Raw genomic sequence first — 19,153 nt, forward strand, 5'->3', positions numbered from 1 at the left:
CTTGAATGAGGTGAGCAAAACCGTCGCGCCGCAAGCCAAGTCCCCGATTTTTCCCAAGCTTGCCTTTTGGGGAAAAATCAAGAAACAACGAGCAGCAAAACTAAGCTTGGTGGTGCTTTTACTCATTTCTGCGATCGGAATCGTCGGGCCTTGGATCGCTCCTTATGACCCTACTGAAAGTAATTACGAAGCCTTTTTGCAAGGCCCGTCTGCCAAGCATGTTCTCGGAACGGATGCGATCGGCCGCGATTTGTTTTCCCGTATTTTATACGGAACGCGCGTTACGCTTGTGGTTGCTGTCATGGCGGTCGGCATCACAGTATCGGCAGGAACGATGATTGGTGTCATCAGTGCGTATGTGGGAGGATTTATTGATCACCTGCTCATGCGGATTATGGATATTTTGCTCGCCTTGCCGGGGATCATTTTGGCCTTGGCCATTGTCGCGGCGCTTGGACCGAGTCAAACCAATGCGATGATCGCAATCGGTATTTCTTCGATTCCCAGCTTTGCTCGTCTGATCAGGGCAGCGACGCTCGTGATCATGTCTTCTGGATATGTGGAAGCCAGCAGATCGATCGGGACGCCGAGTTGGTGGATCATTCTTTTCCAGGTTCTCCCCAATATTACGAATGTATTGTTCGTTTACATGACACTGTTCGTGGGGGGAGCGATTCTCGATACGGCTGCGTTGGGCTTTATCGGCTTGGGCGCGCAGCCGCCGACTCCCGAATGGGGGACCATGTTGAACGAAGGAAAAGATTATTTGTCCGATGCCTGGTGGCTTGCGACATACCCGGGATTGGCCATCACCATTGTCGTGTTGGCAGTAAACCGACTGGGAGATGCCTTGCGTGATATTTTTGATCCTCGTACGCAAAAGTAAAAGGGCAATAAGAGGATTGGAGAGGGGACTCCATTTATGGACAATGTATTGGAAGTCACAGGGCTGACAACCCGGTTCTCGAAAGAGTCGGGTACGATTACGGTTGTTGATCAGCTTGATTTACATGTGAAAAAAGGGGAGACGCTGGGAATTGTCGGAGAGTCGGGGTGCGGCAAGAGCGTCACTTCGCTCTCGCTCATGCGACTGTTGGACAATACGGCCACTTTGACTGGAAGCATTCGATTCAACGGGAAAGAAGTGCTTGCGATGAGTGAAGCCGAGATGCGCAGTCTCAGAGGCAAGGAAATGGCGATGATTTTTCAGGAACCGATGCATTCGTTAAATCCGGTGTTGAAGATCGGCAGACAAATCAGTGAGGTACTGCACGAGCATGAGGGTGAAAACAAAGCGGCGGTAAAGCAACGGGTACTGGATTTGCTTACCTTGGTGGGCATCTCCCGAGCGGAAGAGATTTACAGGGATTACCCGCACCGTTTGTCAGGAGGAATGAGGCAGCGGGTGATGATTGCCATGGCGATCGCATGCAATCCGTCATTACTGATCGCTGATGAACCGACGACCGCATTGGATGTGACAATTCAAGCGCAAATCTTGAATCTGATCAAAAAAATCAGAAGGGATATTGGCATGTCAGTGATCATGATTACGCATGATTTAGGGGTGGTCGCTGAAGTGTGCGACCGCGTCATGGTGATGTATGCGGGACAAGCGATTGAAACAGCGGACGTACGCTCGTTGCTGCGCAATCCGAAGCACCCTTACACCGTAGGTTTGCTCCAATCGACACCAAGGAAACGCGCAAAGAGGCTTCACAGCATAGAAGGCAGTGTGCCGACACCGGAAAACAAACCCAATGGGTGCCGGTTTGCCCCGCGATGCGATAGAGTGATGGCGATGTGCTGGGAGCGAAATCCTGTGCTCCAACCAGTGGATCAGCATTCTTCTTGTCGATGCTGGTTATTTACCCAAGACAAGGATTATGAACAGGAAAGCTCGGTGGTAGGTGGATGACGACTCCAATCCTGGAAGTGAAAGGGCTACGCAAGCTGTTTCGCATGAAAAAAGGGTGGCTTCAACAACCGCATTATGTTCATGCCCTAAACGGGATTGATGTGAGTGTCTATGAAGGAGAAACGCTGGGGATTGTCGGGGAGTCAGGCTGCGGAAAGTCTACATTGGGAAAATGTATTCTGCGTTTGCTGGATCCGGTCCAAGGCGAAATTCGTTTTCAAGGTAACGAAATAGGAAAAATGAACAAAAATGAAATGCGTGCACTAAGGCGAAATATGCAAATGGTTTTTCAAAATCCATTTGAAACATTGAACCCGAAATTAACGATCGGGCACATCTTGACGGAGCCGCTGATCTCGCACTGTATTCCCCGAGAGCAGCGACAAGCGCTACTGGAAGAAACGATTGAGATTGTCGGCATGAGCAAGCAGCATCTATCTCGCTATCCTCACGAATTTTCCGGAGGGCAAAGACAACGAATTGGCATCGCACGCGCCCTGATTCTTCGGCCCAAGCTGATTATCGCAGATGAGCCAGTCTCCGCCCTAGATGTGTCGATTCAATCGCAAATCCTTAATTTGCTGCAGGATTTGCAAGAACAATTTTCCTTGACCTATGTCTTCATTTCGCATGATTTGAGCGTAGTTGAGCACATTGCCGATAAAGTGGCGGTCATGTATTTAGGTGAAATCATCGAGTATGCTGAGAAAGAGAAGCTGTTTGACCGACCGCTGCATCCCTATACACAAGCATTGCTTTCAGCCAAACCCATTACCGATCCTGATGATACGCGCGAGCAAATTGTGTTGACGGGCGATCTCCCGTCTCCGTCTAATCCGCCGGAGGGATGTAAATTCCATCCGCGCTGCCGTTCTAGGATGGAAATATGCAAAGTCGAGTTGCCAAAGCTGTGTGAAATAGAAGGGCAATCGGTCGCTTGTCATCTCTATCAATCATTTCCCGCAATCGATCCTTCTTAAAGCAAGGTGACTGCTCCATAATACTGGAACTTTTTTGCACGGTACATCGGATAAAAGGAGGAGTGAAATGTTTGATCTTGGGATCCCGTTTAAAAAAATGAATGGCTGTGGCAACGACTTTATTGTAGTAGACAATCGCGATGGCCTGTTGAACGAGGTTGCGCTTTCAGCCTTTGTCCAAAATGTATGCAGGCGGGGCACTTCAATCGGTGCGGATGGGTTCATGCTGCTGGAGAACTCCAACATCGCCGATTTTAAGATGAGGTATTTTAACGCAGATGGCAGTGAAGGAGAAATGTGCGGCAATGGTGCAAGGTGCATGTCGCGCTTTGCTTACCACATCGGAGCAGCCAAGAGGAAGATGAGTTTCGAAACGATGGCCGGCATCTATCAGGCAGAGCTCAATCAGAACGGCGTGAATGTCAAGTTCCCCGACGTTCAATTGCAAGCGCTGAAGCTGAATCAACCATATGAGTGGGACGGACCGAACGGCGTCTACCATTACGGTGTTGTCGGAGTTCCCCACACGGTCTGGTTTGTCGAAAATGTTTTCGCGATAGCGGACGACCAGCTCAGAGAATGGGGACGAATGGTCAGAAATGATCAGCAGCAGTTTCCCAATGGTACGAATGTAAATTTTGTGGAACTGATTGATAGGCAAACGCTTAGCATCAGAACCTATGAGCGCGGAGTAGAGGCAGAGACCTACGCGTGCGGTTCCGGATCGACTGCTGCAGCAATCATTGCCGGTATTTTAGGACATGTAGACACCTCTGTGAACCTGCTCACTCGAGGGGGACCCCTTAAAATTTCTTACCATCTCACAGATTATGCTGCCGAATCCATTTACTTGGAAGGCAACTCGAAGCTGGTAGCAGAAGGACATTTGTTGCCCGATGCATGGACATGAGAACGCCACACAATATCATCCATGTGGAACAGTCGATCAGGGGAAGATACTTGAAGTAATCCATCAAATCCACTTTCGTTGCATGGAGCACGATAATGAAATAGCCGTACCTCATAAAACAGCTCACTCAATGGCATCTATCGCCAATGAAGTGAGCTGTTTTTACACTAGGAATAAGACACAAGATGACATATTTAAAAGTCTAAAATGGGTGGTAGATCAACGAAAGGAGAACTATTTATGAAGCGAAAAATCATTTTAGATTTAGCCGTTACTTTAGATGGTTTTATTGAAGGGAAAAATGGGGAAGTTGATTGGTGCATAATGGACGACGAAATGGGGTTTGTTCATTTCTTACATCAAATCGACACTATTCTTTATGGAAGAAAAAGTTATGATTTATGGGGACAATTTACGCCAGAAATAGAACATACGGATACGGAAAAAGAGATTTGGGCATTGGTTCATAGTAAAGAAAAATATGTGTTTTCCAAGACACAAAAAGGGACTGATCATAAAGCAATATTCATCAACGATCATATTCTTGAAGTAGTCAATCAATTAAAGAACATGCCTGGCAAAGACATCTGGCTATATGGTGGAGCCAGTCTTATTACAACTTTTATCAATTTAGGGCTTGTCGATGAATTTCGATTATCTGTTCACCCTGTTATTTTGGGAGAAGGAAAACCGTTGTTTATAGATATAAAACAGAGGTTGAATTTGAGTTTGGTGAATACAAAAACGTTCTCCTCTGGCGTTGTGCAACTCATCTATCATTTGAATGGGAAATCATATACTGGATAGATATTTCAATCAAAACAGCGGTGAGTCCAAGACTGCATTTTCAGGTCTTGAGTCGCCGCTGTTTTATTTTTCAGAGTCAGTCCAAAGCCAATTTTTATGGGGCTGGAGGTTACATTATTCATTTCATCACTTTACAGTTATATAACCAAATGGTAATATAATAACCAATAACAGTAAATTTGAAGTCTCGGAGGGATTGTATGGACGGAAAGATTATACAGATGGATGGACGCCGTGTCGTTAGCTTCGAGCGTTATTTGAACCATCCGGTAGAAAAAGTATGGAGAGCGATCACGAGCCCAGAGCAACTTGCCAAATGGCTAACCGTGCAGACTGAGTTGGATTTGAATGTGGACGGCAAACTTGCATTTCGGTGGGAGAATGGAGATCTCGTACATGGCCATTTCACTAAAGTCGATCCCCCTTACGAGTTGGAGTACACATGGCTAGAGCAAACATCGGGACACTCCATAGTGCGATGGAGTCTAAAGGAAGAAGGGGAAGGGTGCCTTCTACATCTCACACACACATTTAACGGACCCGCTATTGTTCCCGATTTTTTGGCGGGCTGGCATGTGCATCTTGATGTGTTGGATATCGTCCTTCATGAACAGTTTCGCCAGTTTCCTTGGGAACGCATGAAGGAAATACGCGACAAATATGCTTCTAATTCTAATTTAAGTTGAATGGGGTGAAGCATTGACTTTACTGAAATATTACTTGGAGCATGGGCTTACTTATGGATTTGTCCCACGGCATGATTTGGAGATACCGATGACAGAGCAGTACGCAAAAAGAACGGCCAACTTCACGAAATTACAACAATAAAAGCAGGGATTACAATGAAAACCATGAATATATTTGAAATTTTGGCTGAGCCGCACAGACGGACTATGCTTGATTTCCTGCGTATCCGTGATCGCTCAGTTGGTGAGCTCGTAGACAAGTGTCAGTTAAGTCAACCGGGTGTTTCCAAACATTTGCGAATCATGCGGGAAGCTGGTTTGGTAACTGTGCGATCGGTTGCGCAAAAAAGCATCTATTCGATACGGCCGGAACCTCTCCAAGAGGTCGATCAATGGCTGGAGTCATATCGACACTTCTGGTCGAGCAAGCTGGATGAGCTTGAGACATTTCTTGACCACACGGAAGAATAAATAAGCGAAGACAATTTGAAACCTTGAATAGCCCACTCCTCCTGTTACGGAGAGCATAGTGGGCTATTTGTGCAGTCCGTTCGTTTGAACTGGAAGCATGAAAACAACTGGCTGTATACCATGGACAACCGAGTTCAATCGTTCTATATGGCGTACGGATTGAAGAATAGACGGGGATCGTGGTAGAATTTGTCTCGAGATTGCCTCTTTTGACTAATTGTACTGGAGTTGAGATAAGACCATGAAAACGGAAATCATGAATAGATTCATCTCTTACGCACAAGTTGATACACAATCCGATGAGAACAGCGAAACTTGCCCCTCTACACCAGGGCAGCTAGTGCTTGCCCAAATGCTCGTAGACGAGCTGAAAACCATAGGGATGCAGGAAGTTACCATGGATTCGAACGGTTATGTAATGGCGACCCTACCGTCCAATACAGACAAAGTAATTCCAACAATCGGTTTTCTTGCTCATATGGATACGGCCACCGATTTTACCGGCGCTGGCGTGAAGCCGCAAGTCATTGAAAATTATAACGGACAAGACATTGTCTTGAATGAAGTACTGAATATTGTCCTTACGCCGCGCGAGTTTTCAGAGCTGGCTGGCTACAAAGGCCATACCTTAATCACGACAGATGGTACCACATTACTTGGCGCGGATGATAAAGCCGGTATTGCCGAAATCATGACCGCTATGGCTTATCTGATTCGACATCCAGAACTAAAACACGGGAAAGTAAGAGTAGCTTTTACCCCTGATGAAGAAATCGGCAGAGGCCCAGACAAGTTTGATGTGTCCGCCTTCGACGCAGTATATGCCTACACGATGGATGGTGGCCCTCTTGGCGGGATCGAGTACGAGAGCTTTAATGCTGCATCAGCCGTCATTACCTGTAAAGGGAAGAATGTTCACCCCGGCTCAGCCAAAGGTAAAATGGTCAACGCTGCTAAAATAGCCATGGAGCTGCATGGAAGGCTGCCAGCTAATGAAACTCCTGAGGAGACGGAGGGTTACGAAGGCTTCTATCATCTGTCTTCCATTCAAGGTGACGTCGAACAAACTCAGCTTCGTTATTTGATCCGGGATCACGATTGTAATCGGTTTCAGGAACGAAAGTCCGAACTGACTCGTATTGTGGAAGAATTACAGAAAAAATACGGAGAGAAGCGAATTGAGCTCGAAATCAAAGACGAATACTTCAATATGCGGGAAAAGATTGAGCCTGTAATGGAAGTAGTGGACATCGCTACACAAGCACTAGAAAACCTCGGAATCGTGCCGATTATTCAGCCGATTCGCGGTGGCACGGATGGCTCCCAGCTATCCTACATGGGGTTGCCAACACCGAATATATTCACAGGTGGAGAAAACTACCACGGGCGGTTCGAGTATGTTTCCGTTGACAATATGGTGAAGGCTGTAAAAACCATCATCGAGATTGTTAAGCTGTATGAGCAAAGATCCTGAAGACGGCTATCCTTCATGTGTAGCATTTTTACGTGGATGTCCTAGGGGTAGCAATTGCATAGGGGATGTTATCAGGAGGGGGCTCTCACGATGAAGAAACAAAAAATTGTAGTGGTTGGTGCTGGTATTGTTGGTGCATCCATGGCCTATTATTTATCAAAGCAGAATCAGAATGTCACTTTACTAGAGACGAATTCAACTGCTGCATGTGAAGTCACTAATAAATCTTTCGCTTGGATTAATCCATCGGGCCGGGTATTAGAAAAATTTCGACATTTGTATGATGCATCGATAGCCGAATATCATGAATTAGAAAAAGAGATACCTGATCTAGAAATAAAATGGGATGGATCACTGACTTGGGAAACCCCTACAGATTATGACGAGTCTCGTAAACAACCATTAAAACGGCAGCAAATCATAGAATTAGAACCGAATTTAAAGGAATACCCCGAGGAAGCTTATTATGCGAACGAAGAAGGCGCACTAGATCCAATTTTGACTACAAAACTTTTAGTGAAAAAAGCAGAAGAAAATGGAGCGAACATACTGTTTGATACAAAATTGATGCAAATAATCACAGAGGGTTCTAAGGTTGTTGGGGTAAACACCTCCCATGGTTTTATAGAATCAGATGTGATTGTATTAGCAACTGGCACAGCTATATCCGAACTCTGTAAGCCAGTAGGCTTCGATGTTCCTGTCGCTCCTTCGCCTTCTATACTGATCCGAATGAAATCGAAAGAAAAGCTGATCCACACCTTAGTTTCCAATTCTATGTTTGAAGCGAGACAACTAACCGATGATACGTTACTAGCAGCGGAAGATTATATCGATGAGTCTGAACAAAATGGACCAGAGGCAGTTGGAAAGCGGGCGTTTGAAATTCTACGGCACAATTTAAAAGGAGGAGAAAAGTTGGAGCTGGAAAGCATCACAGTAGGCTTGCGACCCATGCCTGAAGACGGTTACCCCATTGTGGGATTTCATGACCAAGTAAAGGGTCTTTATCTGACCGTTATGCATTCAGCTGTTACACTAGCTCCCATCATTAGCCGCTTAGCTGCGAAGGAGATAATAAACAACGTACAGATGAAAGAATTAGAGTGCTGTCGACTAATCCGATTTTCTCGTGAAATAGATTAATTGAAAGACACCTTTCGTTCAGAGATTACCTTCGCGAACAGCCAGATATATGTAAGAAATACGGAGAATGAAAGAGGAAGCTAGCGAGCAAAGGGCGGATGTCTAGTAGAGACGATTCGCCCTTTGTCATGAGTTATTTTAATCTCATCACCATGTAACTCCATTTTTTCTCTTTGAATAAAATTTGTGATAGGAAGTTGCTTTCTCGCAATTGCGTATGGAACGCTAATCGCTGGTAAAGCTGCTCTGCCCGGGGGTTTTTGCCTGCGACGTACAAGCTTAACTTGTCTAGGCTAGGTTGTGTTTGTGCGAAATTCTGCGCCCACTGCAATAGCAGGTTTCCAATTCCTTTGCCTTGATGATCCGGATGGACAACAACGTCTGTAATATAACATTCTCCAGCCTCTGGTTTATGGTCTAAGAAAGATAACCCGATGAGCATTTTCAGGAGATTCCATTTTCCAAAACGATGGAAGTTCTTCCATCCAGGAAATGTTTTCATGCTAGTAGATTCGGTCTTCCACTTGATGGATATCGTCCCGATAACTTCTCCCTCTTGTAGCGCGACCATTCGTTGACTTGCAGGATCTGAAGGAACATGATCAAATAACTTTTCGAAAAAAAGGGCGAGATCGCCATCATTGAGCTTCGTAAGGGTTTGGAATTTTCCACGAAACCCGTGAACAAGAAGTTGACCAATCTGTTGATTGAACATAGAATGCATAGGTTCTATCGTAATTGGTGATACAGTCATGATCGGTTTCCCCTTTCGGAATGGGTAGTCGGTTCGATCATAGCTTGTAGTTCATAATGCAGCTGGCTTTGACTAAATAGGGATAAGTAAGATCTTTCAATGAGAATCAAGGGTCCCTGTATAACATGAGACTGGGCTGCGGCATAGGCGTAAAACTGTTCAATCACTTGTTCAAGCTCATCCTCTTCATGGACCAGCCTCTGGGTAGACAGATAGTTGCCGCTGGGTATTGAAAAATCGCCAGGCGCTTCTGTTTCCGTGTATAACGTAAGGGTACTGGAACCATCCTCGATAAAATGAATGTCCGATTCGAACAAGTTCGGGACAGACTTGGCCTGTTCAGCCAACAGTTTGGCGTTAAGCGTCATTTGTGAACTCATTTCCATCCACCGTGCCAAATAAGTGGTTTCGCGCCACTTTATTTGGTAGGGATTCGTGTGAGATTGAAAATTCTTTTGTTCATGCAAAACCTTTGTTATGAATTGCTGAAGCTCTTGAAGGCGAAGCAACTCTTTATTTATTTCTCTCAAAGAACGATTGAGTAGCTGCCCGTATTGATCAGCAGAATAGGAAGTCATGCATTCTTTAATCGACTGGACAGGCACTCCCAATTTGCGAAGCAACAGAATATGGGCTAGCTGGTAAACTTGATCCATGCTATACATTCGATACTGATTGTTATCTAAGTAAGCAGGTAGAAGAACCCCTTTCTCTTCAAAATAACGAATCTGATGAACAGACACATTCATAAGCTTAGCTAATTCGCTAATGGTGATTTCACTCTTCATAAATGTTACTCCCTTGGGATGTGGTAGAATATCTTAACCATACACCTTAGGTCAGACCTAAGGTCAAGAGGTACGTTCAAAGGTAGACTCTTTTTTAGATGCTCTCGATACCACGGGATATTGACACATCCATGTCTTTGGAGATATTGTAGATATAATAAATCTACAATGGATTTTAATGACAGGAGGCCGATGAGTATGGCGAATATTTGGAATGAGCGCTTTCATTCGGAAGAATATTATTATGGGGAAGAACCTAACGTTTTTATTCAACAACAAGCTTTTCGATTAGAACAAGGTCAAAAAGTGATCGCGTTTGCAGAGGGTGAAGGCCGGAATGCAGTTTTTTTAGCAAAAAGAAATCTTGAAGTGACAGCCATTGACTATGCGGAGAGCGGATTGTAAAAAACGAAAAAACTGGCTCGGAAGCATTCCGTTGACGTACAAACCCAAAAAATAGACCTTTTGGAAGAGGATGTGCCGAGCGAAGAGTATGATACCGCGATTATGGTATATGGACATTTTCATAAAAATGCTCAGACGATGGTTCTGAATAAAATGAAAAAGGCAATAAAGCCCAAAGGAATTCTCATGCTTGAGGTATTTTCGGAGGAACAATTAAAGTATGGTACAGGCGGCCCCCAGGAACTTGACATGCTTTATGATCCAAAAGAAATTCTTGCTTGGTGCAAAGGTCATGAGGTGATCCATTTCTTCTATGGCGAACAAGAGCGTGTGGCAGGAAAGGCGCACACCGGATTAGCCCATGTCATTCAACTGGTAGTAAGAAAATGATGGGTATCTGCCCCAATCTCTTTATCCCAATTTTCTTCAATCCGCAGCTTCTTACCAAGTACCGTACCGTCCACACAAATCTTGCATTTTAAATGTTATCAACTCAAAAACCTCTTTCTAAGCTCAAGTTACAATCATCTGACCATTCAGGCGGGAGCAAAGATAACTTGTCACACCTTTCGAAGACTTAATATGCCTATAATGACTTCTTCTAATATTACTTGAGCTTAGGTCTGACCTAAGGTGTATGGTTGGAGATATTCACTATGAAATCTTTTCAAGAGGAGAAGGGTAGATGAAAAAGAAAATAATGATTTCCATGATGATTATCGTCCTGCTATTTGGCGGTGCAGGACTATACATATTGGAGCAAAACAGCTTTGATATGATTGAGCAAGCCGTTGAAATCCAGACATCTGAAGGCAAATTGACCGGTACGTTCGTACTGCCTAAAAACTACACGAACAAATTGGGCTTAGTCTTGTTTATACATGGTGATGGACCTATTGATGCCACGCATGATGATGGCTATAAGCCGCTATGGGAGCGGTTAGCCTCTCTTGGTTACGCCTCCTTGTCCCTTAATAAGAGAGGAATGAACGGTTCCGAGGGCAATTGGTTACATCAGAGTATAGATGACCGCGTGGAAGAAGCGCGTGAGGCTATTGCTTGGGCAAAAGAGCAGCCAATGATTGACGAGAAACAGATTGGGGTTTGGGGAGCAAGCCAGGCAGGATGGGTCATTCCAAAACTCGCCAAGAAGGAACCGCTCGCATTCAGCCTTCTTCTATCGCCCGCCATTAATTGGGTAAGTCAAGGGCAATACCATACACGCAAAAAAATGGTGATAGACGGGTACTCAGAAGCGGAAATTCAAGACAAAGAGGCGTATGACTTGAAAGTACTCACCCTTTTGGAAAAACAGGTCTCCTATGAGGAGTATGTAAAAACCGCTCGCGAAAATAATTTGATGTCAAAAGAAAGATGGACATTTGTGAGCAAAAATTTCTTGTCAGATGCCACTGATGACCTTCGAAATTTCAATTCGCCTGTGCTTCTGATTCTAGGGGAAGAAGATATACATGTCGATGTGAAGGATACAGAAAGGGTATATCGCGATATCGTAAAACCTGAGCTACTGACCGTATCGGTCTTCCCTGACGCTGATCACTCCATGTTAAGCAAGCAAACGGCTAATTCAAATATACGTGCAGTCCTCATTAGTCTTTTCGCTCCCAGACAAATTACGATACCGGGTTATATGGATGCAATCGATCAATTTCTAAAGAAACTTCCGAAGCATACATAATGGCGGAAGAATTGTTCAATGAGTCTAAACAATGAAGGTGATGCATTCCAATGGTGTTTTGTTGTTGACCTTGACACTATATCAGGGTATAGAATGTGCTTCACATAAGTCTAACGTATAAGGAAGTGAACATAATGACAAATCCAGTAAGAAGTGCGCCTGTATTTTCACAAACGATCACTGACTTTTGGCGGGAGCAATTTTTGAACGGTGACGTCCTCTATAGCAATGAATCTTTTACTGTTGCTATAAACCCTGCACTTGACGAAGATAGTCGGGTCATGGTGTTGGAAACCTCCGACGGACGTGTTATGGCGGTCTTGACGCCTGCGCTGGCTGATAAGATAGGCCTCTCTCCACGACAATCCTTGTCTGAGTCGATCTTTCGCCAGAAATTGAATGAAGCGGGCGTCACACTGCATGGCGCAGACTATCTTTTTTATTTTTCAAAAGCCGATAAGAACGTATTGCTGCAAGAAAACCTCGAAGGTGACTTACGCCGGTTAACCGTGCATGATGAGGCGGTTTTCTCCGAGTTCGCATTCTCCGCCTCGGAACAAGATTTGGATGACGCTTATGTGGAATTGGATCATTGGGCGGTGTTCGGTTCTTTTGAGCTAAATCGCTTAGTCAGCGCTGCCAGTATGTATCCATGGGAGGAGGAAGCGCAAATTGCGGATCTTGGGGTACTGACGCTGACATCCTTTAGAGGAAAAGGTCACGCCCGCAAAGTGGTGCGCTCCATCTGCAACTACGCCTATGGTCAGGGATACGAACCGCAGTATCGATGCCAAATCGATAACCATACGTCTACGGCTTTGGCGAAAGCAGCGGGTTTCACGCTGTTTGGAAAGTGGGAAGTGATTTCTCCCGACTGCATGGAATGAGAGTCCCATGTCTCGTCTCATATTGATTGAATCATTCATTTGCACAGATGGCAGAGACATTATCATGAAGAAAATGGGGGCTTACTTGCTTTGACTGTGATGGCACCAACCGGAGCAACGGCTGCAAGCGTCGCCCCTGCGATTGCGGATGGCCAAGGATTGGAGAAAATCGCGGCAGAAGCAATAGGCAAAACGATGACGGTCAAGCTACCAAAGGAGGGGGCTTTCGCGGTATATGATGAGGAAGGAAAATACCCTCTCAACTATTCCATCGTCAGTGGGAACAACAAAGTGACTCTGCCGAAGAGCGGAACAATGGTATTCACCGGTGCTCCAGGCTCGGAATTTCAAGTAACAATCAAGTAAGCCAGTTACGCCCAAAAAGCCCACACATTCCGTTACGCGGATAATAGTGGGCTTTTTGTGATGGATCGAATAGAAGGCGAACAATGGAGTTTGACAAGATCATAATCTACACGGTCCATGCATAGGTTAGAATCAACCTTTCGGAAATGAAAGAGTTCATATATTTTAATCCTCAGGAGGAAAAAACAAAAAGATGTTGATTTCTCTTGTTAACTGCTATATAAATTAATTAGAAGTATTATTATGTAATACTTAATTTAAATGACGGGAGAGGGACAAATGGACTCTATGGCAACCGCTAACACTGGAAAGTGCCCGTTTTCGCACGGTAGCACTACGAATCACAACCCTAGTGCTACGTCGAACAAACACTGGTGGCCCAACCAGTTGAACTTGAACATCCTGCATCAGCATGACAGAAAATCTAACCCTATGGGCGAAGAGTTCAATTATGCAGAAGAGTTCCAAAAGTTGGACTACCAGGCTTTAAAACAGGATCTTTATGATCTAATGACAAACAGCCAAGATTGGTGGCCTGCCGACTACGGACATTACGGGCCATTATTTATCCGTATGGCTTGGCACTCCGCTGGTACATATCGTACAGCAGACGGACGTGGAGGTGCTGGAACCGGCACACAGCGTTTTGCTCCACTTAACAGCTGGCCAGACAATGCCAACCTTGATAAAGCTCGTCGACTTCTATGGCCGATCAAGCAAAAATATGGCAACAAGATCTCTTGGGCAGACTTGTACATTCTAGCAGGTAATGCTGCTATTGAATCCATGGGTGGGAAGACAAGCGGTTTTGGGGGCGGACGCGCGGATGTTTGGCATCCAGAAGAAGATATTTACTGGGGCGCTGAAAAGGAATGGCTAGGCGATAAGCGTTACTCCGGCGATCGTGAGCTCGAGAATCCGCTTGCTGCTGTTCAAATGGGTCTGATTTATGTGAACCCAGAAGGTCCGAACGGGAATCCAGATCCGCTTGCCAGTGCTCGCGACATTCGCGAAACCTTCAAACGCATGGGAATGAACGATGAAGAAACCGTTGCACTCGTGGCAGGCGGCCATACATTTGGGAAGGCTCACGGTGCAGGAGATGCTGCTCTTGTAGGCCCAGAGCCGGAAGCTGCTCCTTTGGAAACAATGGGCTTAGGATGGCAGAGCACACACGGTTCCGGTAAAGGTCGCGACACCATCAGCAGCGGTATAGAAGGTGCCTGGACTGCGAATCCAACACAATGGGATAATGGTTTCTTTGAACTACTGTTCGGATATGAATGGGAGCTGACTAAGAGCCCGGCAGGTGCCCACCAGTGGATTGCTGTAAATCCTGCTGATGAGCATCTTGCACCAGATGCAGAAGATGCATCCGTTCGTGTTCCAACGATGATGACCACTGCGGATATGGCCTTGCGTATGGATCCCGCATACGAAAAGATTTCTCGTCGTTACTATGAGAATCCAGAGGAGTTTGCAGATGCATTTGCAAGTGCATGGTTCAAACTCACACACCGCGACATGGGGCCTCGCTCAAGATATTTAGGTCCAGAAGTTCCAGCAGAAGATTTTATTTGGCAAGATCCTATACCCGCTGCTGATTATGATTTGACAGATGCAGATGTAGCAGAGCTGAAAACAAGGATCTTAGACTCTGGCCTTACCGTTAGTGAGCTGGTAACAACGGCTTGGGCTTCCGCTTGTACCTTCCGTGGCTCGGATATGCGTGGTGGCGCTAATGGTGCTCGCATCCGTCTTGCTCCACAGAAGGAGTGGGAAGTGAATGAGCCGAAAAAACTTGAAAAGGTGCTTACGATCCTGGGAGTCATTCAAGAGGACTTTGCTAAAAAAGTCAGCATGGCCGATTTGATTGTACTCGGCGGTAGTGCCGCAGTAGAAAAAGCTGCACTAGATGCTGGCTTTGATGTAACGGTTCCATTTGCTCCTGGACGTGGCGATGCAACACAAGAGCAAACCGATGCAGAAAGCTTCGACGTACTCGAGCCAATCGCTGATGGTTTCCGGAACTACCAGAAGAAGCAATATCGTGTCAGTCCTGCGGAACTCCTGATAGACAAGGCACAGCTACTAAATCTTACTGCTCCAGAAATGACTGCACTCGTTGGCGGTATGCGTGTTATCGGTACAAACCACGGTGGCACACAACACGGTGTATTCACGGATCGCGTAGGTACACTCACGAACGACTTCTTCGTTAACTTGCTAGACATGGGCGTACAGTGGAAGCCTGTAGACGGCGGTGTATTTGAAGGACGTGATGGCAAAACCGGTGAAGTCATGCGTACAGCGACTGCTGTTGACCTCGTGTTCGGATCAAACTCTGTTCTGCGTGCCATTGCAGAAGTTTATGCGCAAGACGATAACAAAGAAAAGTTTGTGAGTGACTTCATTACTGCATGGGTGAAGGTAATGAATGCAGATCGTTTCGATCTTAAAAAAGCATAATCTGAAATGTAAAGCAAAGAACAGTATTTGTTGTTGGATACTGTTCTTTGCTTTTCTTTTCTATAGTAATATTAGAAATTGAATCGGTTACGATGTTCTAATCTCATTCAATGGTAGGAATGTGAAACCCGCTCTTGAAAACCATCTGAAGCAAGCCTCCAGGTGGTTTTCAATCTTCCCTGTGACAACGAACGAAATGGTTTTTATAGAATTTACAACTTGGAGACAACTGAAAGATACTTTTAACATATGAACGCTATATTCTATTAACTGTAACAAGGGTTTCGTGCCCAAACCAAAAACAAAAAATTTCAGGAGGCATTACCATGAACAAAAAAAATATTCTCGTTTTGTCAATGGCACTAACAATTGTAGGCGGTGCTACAGCAGCTGTATTTGCAAGCGATAACGCAATTAATTCTACTAAAAACAAAGTCGTAACGTTGGCAAGCAAAGAAGGAAATGGCACAAATCAAACCACTACAAATGATGTAGTCAAAGTAGCAAATGGAAAGATTAGTGATGAAGAAGCGGTAAAAATGGCAACCAAAGCTCTAAATGACTATATGGGGCTTGACGCGAAATCTTTTGGTGAGGCGCGTGTAAATCGAACGAACAACCAAGATAACTTTAAGTTCTTTATGGATTTATATTCAAAAGAAGATGCAGCTGTATTAAAAGAAAACGCCAAAAAAGATACGGCAGATGTTATCGTTGTACAGTTTGTTCGTGCTGAAGACTTAAACCAGCCCATGGCCGCTTCAAATCAGATTGTCATAAATGAAAAAACAGGTGAAATTGTTTCTTTAACTGCTTTCACTAATGAAGCTCAAAGCTCAGAGACAACAATCGATGATGAGAAAGTTAAATCTGCGGTTATCAACTTTTTTGATAAACAACAGAAAAATGTTAAGGAAAATACGATGAAGGTTAGTAAGAATGCTAGTTCCGGAACTGTACGTGTTCTTTGCAACCTGGAAGATGGAAGAGATGTAGATATGACAATTAGTCTGAAGAATTATTCAGTATCTAGATATGAGATTAATTATGACAGACTAATCCCTCTACCTTCCGAAGAAAAAGATTACCGTGAGAATTTCAGAGAACTGAAAGTGAATTAAAATTGATTTTGTAGGACTGGTTAGATGGAGTAAGTGCCCAAAATGGCACTTACTCCATCTAACCGTTACAAAAGGAATGAGGTAAAAACAGATGATAAAAATTTTAGTTGTAGAAGATGATATCGCAGTAGCAAATTTAATAAAATTGAATTTAAATACCGCTAATTATGAGAGTTCAATCGTTTTTAATGGAGAGGAAGCCCTGAGTGTAATTGAAAGCGATCGTTTTGATCTCATACTTTTGGATGTCATGCTTCCAAAAGTTGATGGATTTACTTTATTTGAAAAAATAAAACCTTTAGGGATACCTGTCATTTTTTTAACTGCGAAAAGTTCAGTTGCGGATAAGGTGTATGGATTAAAAGCGGGAGTAGATGACTATATGACGAAACCCTTTGAAGGGATTGAATTACTGGCCAGAATTGAAAATGTATTAAGGCATTACAATAAAAAAAGCAACATCATAAATTTTAAAGACACAGAAGTATACTTGCAAGAAATGCAGGTGAAAAAGAACGGTGAAATGATTGAGCTTACCTTGAAAGAGTTCGAGTTATTGGTGTTTTTAGTACAAAATAAAAACATCGTATTAACGAGGGAAAAAATCATAGAAAAAATTTGGGGATATGACTACATTGGCGAAACTCGGACGATAGACAATCATATACAAAAGCTAAGAAAAAAGCTGGGATGGAAAGATGAAATTAAAACAGTATTTAAATTGGGGTATAGGCTGGAGGAATAAATGAAATTTTGGCAGAGGATATTTTTATGTACATTAATCATATTTGAGATCTTTTTTGTACCAGCATCCATTTACCTGATTAATAGCAGCTTTGAACTCAATCTCAATATGGAGATCCGTTCCGGGATAAGTGAACAGGATCGATTTGCTAACTCTTTAGAATCAAATCTATATCTACTTAAAGTTCAAAAATCTTCAAACCCGGATGCTGAAGGAGTTGGCAAACCAAACATAGATTCCATGATTCGTACGTACTTGGACAACCTCGGAGAACAAGATGTGTATTTGGATGTAATAGATGAAAGTAACAAAGTTGTTTTTAGTCATTTTAAAAACAATAAGATTACTCTTACTAATCGAGAAGAATTAAACATCCCATCCGATAAAGTAAATTACATCATACGGGATCTAGGGGAAAAGACTTACTTATTTATAGCTAAGAATATTTATTTGGAAAATAATCACTATAAGCTTTCTTATGTGAAAGATATTTCGAGTGTTTATGAAAATAGAGAAGACTTATTAAGCCTTTTAATCAAGTTAAATGCTCTTGTTTCAGCAATTTTGGTCATTGTTACCATAATCATGAGCATGTTTATCGTAAAACCGATTAATAAACTGATCCAGTCAACAAGAATAATTGCAGGCGGGAATTTCAGCGAAAGAGTAAAGGTGAAATCGAATGATGAAATCGGGTTGTTAGCGGAAAATTTCAATTTGATGGCCGCTGATGTAGAAGATAAAGTAAACCAGCTTAAAAAAACTTCAGAAGACAAGCAAAGGTTTATCGATAACCTGGTACATGAACTTCGGACTCCTTTAACTTCGATCATAGGCTATGCGGATTATTTACGAACGAATAAACATGATGAAGAGACTTATATCAACTCATTAAGCTTTATCTATGAAGAAGGAAAGCGGCTAGAGAAACTGACATTTAAGCTTATGGAGCTCATTGTTTTGCGAGAAGAAGATTTTGAGTTAAAAAAGGGAAAACTTGACGAACTTTTTGTGGAAATCAAACATTCCTTTATTCCAAAGCTGAACATAAAGAATATGGATCTGGAAATATCGACGGAGCATCTGAGTGTTTTAATGGATAAGGATTTGATGAAAATTTTACTTGCAAACCTGATAGACAATGCGATTAAAGCATCGAAGAACAACGATAAAATACTTGTACGTTCATACAGAGATACGGAGTCAAAAATCATTCTTGAAGTGAAAGATACAGGGATCGGTATTCCTGATGACGACATAACAAAAGTCTTTGAGCCATTCTTTATGTCCGACAAATCGAGATCGAGAGCGAATGGAGGAGGCCTCGGGCTCGGGCTTTCATTATGTAAGGAGATAGCTAAAATTCATGACGCTGAAATAAGAATAGAAAGTAAGCTCGGTGAAGGTACAATTATCCAATTGGTTTTTAATTGTTAACACCCGGGAGCGAGTGTAAATTCTAGAGACAACTTCTTTGTTACGAGAAACTAGCCATTTTTCATTAGAGTTTTCAATGAGAAATGGTTT

19 protein-coding genes and 1 pseudogene are annotated in these 19,153 nt (G+C 43.6%); 18 read left to right on the forward strand and 2 right to left on the reverse strand.

The genetic code is table 11. The annotated features are described in order from the left end of the window. The first annotated feature begins 1 nt into the window (after position 1). From ACFVS2_RS04370 to ACFVS2_RS04415, 10 genes are all read left to right on the forward strand, one after another. Positions 2 to 886, forward strand: coding sequence for an ABC transporter permease (locus ACFVS2_RS04370; RefSeq protein WP_173617558.1), 885 nt, complete (start codon positions 2 to 4; stop codon positions 884 to 886). Between the two features lie 36 nt (positions 887 to 922). Next, on the forward strand, positions 923 to 1,918 hold the full coding sequence (locus tag ACFVS2_RS04375; protein ID WP_390231404.1) for an ABC transporter ATP-binding protein: 996 nt from the start codon (positions 923 to 925) through the stop codon (positions 1,916 to 1,918). Beyond that, positions 1,915 to 2,898 carry an ABC transporter ATP-binding protein gene (locus ACFVS2_RS04380; protein ID WP_390231407.1) on the forward strand — a complete coding sequence of 328 codons (984 nt, stop codon included), beginning with the start codon at positions 1,915 to 1,917 and terminating at the stop codon, positions 2,896 to 2,898. Before ACFVS2_RS04375 ends, ACFVS2_RS04380 begins: the two co-directional genes overlap by 4 nt. Positions 2,899 to 2,965: 67 nt before the next feature. Next, complete coding sequence (dapF, locus tag ACFVS2_RS04385) at positions 2,966 to 3,808, forward strand: diaminopimelate epimerase (RefSeq protein ID WP_390231410.1); 843 nt, start codon at positions 2,966 to 2,968, stop codon at positions 3,806 to 3,808. A 240-nt stretch (positions 3,809 to 4,048) separates the two neighbouring features. Beyond that, positions 4,049 to 4,615, forward strand: coding sequence for a dihydrofolate reductase family protein (locus tag ACFVS2_RS04390; protein WP_390231413.1), 567 nt, complete (start codon positions 4,049 to 4,051; stop codon positions 4,613 to 4,615). A 200-nt stretch (positions 4,616 to 4,815) separates the two neighbouring features. Beyond that, the gene (locus ACFVS2_RS04395; RefSeq protein WP_390231416.1) at positions 4,816 to 5,301 is read left to right on the forward strand and encodes an SRPBCC family protein; all 486 of its coding nucleotides are present in this window, start codon (positions 4,816 to 4,818) and stop codon (positions 5,299 to 5,301) included. Positions 5,302 to 5,314: 13 nt separating this feature from the next. Then, complete coding sequence (locus tag ACFVS2_RS04400; protein WP_390231419.1) at positions 5,315 to 5,443, forward strand: hypothetical protein; 129 nt, start codon at positions 5,315 to 5,317, stop codon at positions 5,441 to 5,443. Between the two features lie 14 nt (positions 5,444 to 5,457). After that, complete coding sequence (locus ACFVS2_RS04405; protein ID WP_173617552.1) at positions 5,458 to 5,772, forward strand: ArsR/SmtB family transcription factor; 315 nt, start codon at positions 5,458 to 5,460, stop codon at positions 5,770 to 5,772. Between the two features lie 241 nt (positions 5,773 to 6,013). Then, positions 6,014 to 7,246: a peptidase T gene (gene pepT / locus ACFVS2_RS04410; RefSeq protein WP_390231422.1), complete on the forward strand. Its 1,233-nt coding sequence runs from the start codon at positions 6,014 to 6,016 to the stop codon at positions 7,244 to 7,246. A 90-nt stretch (positions 7,247 to 7,336) separates the two neighbouring features. Then, positions 7,337 to 8,392 carry an NAD(P)/FAD-dependent oxidoreductase gene (locus tag ACFVS2_RS04415; RefSeq protein WP_390231425.1) on the forward strand — a complete coding sequence of 352 codons (1,056 nt, stop codon included), beginning with the start codon at positions 7,337 to 7,339 and terminating at the stop codon, positions 8,390 to 8,392. A gap of 133 nt (positions 8,393 to 8,525) precedes the next feature. Here the strand turns inward: ACFVS2_RS04415 and ACFVS2_RS04420 are convergent, their stop codons facing one another. Together ACFVS2_RS04420 and ACFVS2_RS04425 are read right to left on the reverse strand one after the other, a co-directional pair. After that, on the reverse strand, positions 8,526 to 9,146 hold the full coding sequence (locus ACFVS2_RS04420; protein WP_390231428.1) for a GNAT family N-acetyltransferase: 621 nt from the start codon (positions 9,144 to 9,146) through the stop codon (positions 8,526 to 8,528). Beyond that, entirely contained in the window at positions 9,143 to 9,934 is a 792-nt protein-coding gene (locus tag ACFVS2_RS04425) for a MerR family transcriptional regulator (RefSeq protein WP_390231431.1), read from the reverse strand. Before ACFVS2_RS04425 ends, ACFVS2_RS04420 begins: the two co-directional genes overlap by 4 nt. 198 nt (positions 9,935 to 10,132) lie before the next feature. Here ACFVS2_RS04425 and ACFVS2_RS04430 point away from each other — a divergent pair. The 8 genes and pseudogenes from ACFVS2_RS04430 (at position 10,133) to ACFVS2_RS04465 (ending at position 19,063) form a co-directional block, all read left to right on the forward strand. Beyond that, positions 10,133 to 10,729 (forward strand): annotated as a pseudogene (locus ACFVS2_RS04430) (class I SAM-dependent methyltransferase). A gap of 295 nt (positions 10,730 to 11,024) precedes the next feature. Then, on the forward strand, positions 11,025 to 12,038 hold the full coding sequence (locus ACFVS2_RS04435; RefSeq protein ID WP_390231434.1) for an alpha/beta hydrolase family protein: 1,014 nt from the start codon (positions 11,025 to 11,027) through the stop codon (positions 12,036 to 12,038). Positions 12,039 to 12,172: 134 nt separating this feature from the next. Next, complete coding sequence (locus tag ACFVS2_RS04440; RefSeq protein ID WP_390231436.1) at positions 12,173 to 12,925, forward strand: GNAT family N-acetyltransferase; 753 nt, start codon at positions 12,173 to 12,175, stop codon at positions 12,923 to 12,925. A 90-nt stretch (positions 12,926 to 13,015) separates the two neighbouring features. Then, positions 13,016 to 13,291, forward strand: coding sequence for a hypothetical protein (locus ACFVS2_RS04445; protein WP_390231438.1), 276 nt, complete (start codon positions 13,016 to 13,018; stop codon positions 13,289 to 13,291). A 279-nt stretch (positions 13,292 to 13,570) separates the two neighbouring features. After that, positions 13,571 to 15,760 (forward strand): catalase/peroxidase HPI, encoded by a 2,190-nt coding sequence (gene katG, locus ACFVS2_RS04450; RefSeq protein ID WP_390231440.1) that lies wholly within the window; start codon positions 13,571 to 13,573, stop codon positions 15,758 to 15,760. 326 nt (positions 15,761 to 16,086) lie between these two features. Beyond that, positions 16,087 to 16,881, forward strand: coding sequence for a hypothetical protein (locus ACFVS2_RS04455; protein ID WP_390231443.1), 795 nt, complete (start codon positions 16,087 to 16,089; stop codon positions 16,879 to 16,881). Between the two features lie 91 nt (positions 16,882 to 16,972). Beyond that, complete coding sequence (locus tag ACFVS2_RS04460) at positions 16,973 to 17,626, forward strand: response regulator transcription factor (protein ID WP_173617542.1); 654 nt, start codon at positions 16,973 to 16,975, stop codon at positions 17,624 to 17,626. Continuing rightward, positions 17,627 to 19,063: a sensor histidine kinase gene (locus ACFVS2_RS04465; protein WP_390231447.1), complete on the forward strand. Its 1,437-nt coding sequence runs from the start codon at positions 17,627 to 17,629 to the stop codon at positions 19,061 to 19,063. The last annotated feature ends 90 nt before the right edge of the window (positions 19,064 to 19,153 follow it).

The sequence above is a fragment of the Brevibacillus sp. NPDC058079 genome (assembly GCF_042885155.1).
Classification (GTDB): Bacteria; Bacillota; Bacilli; order Brevibacillales; family Brevibacillaceae; genus Brevibacillus.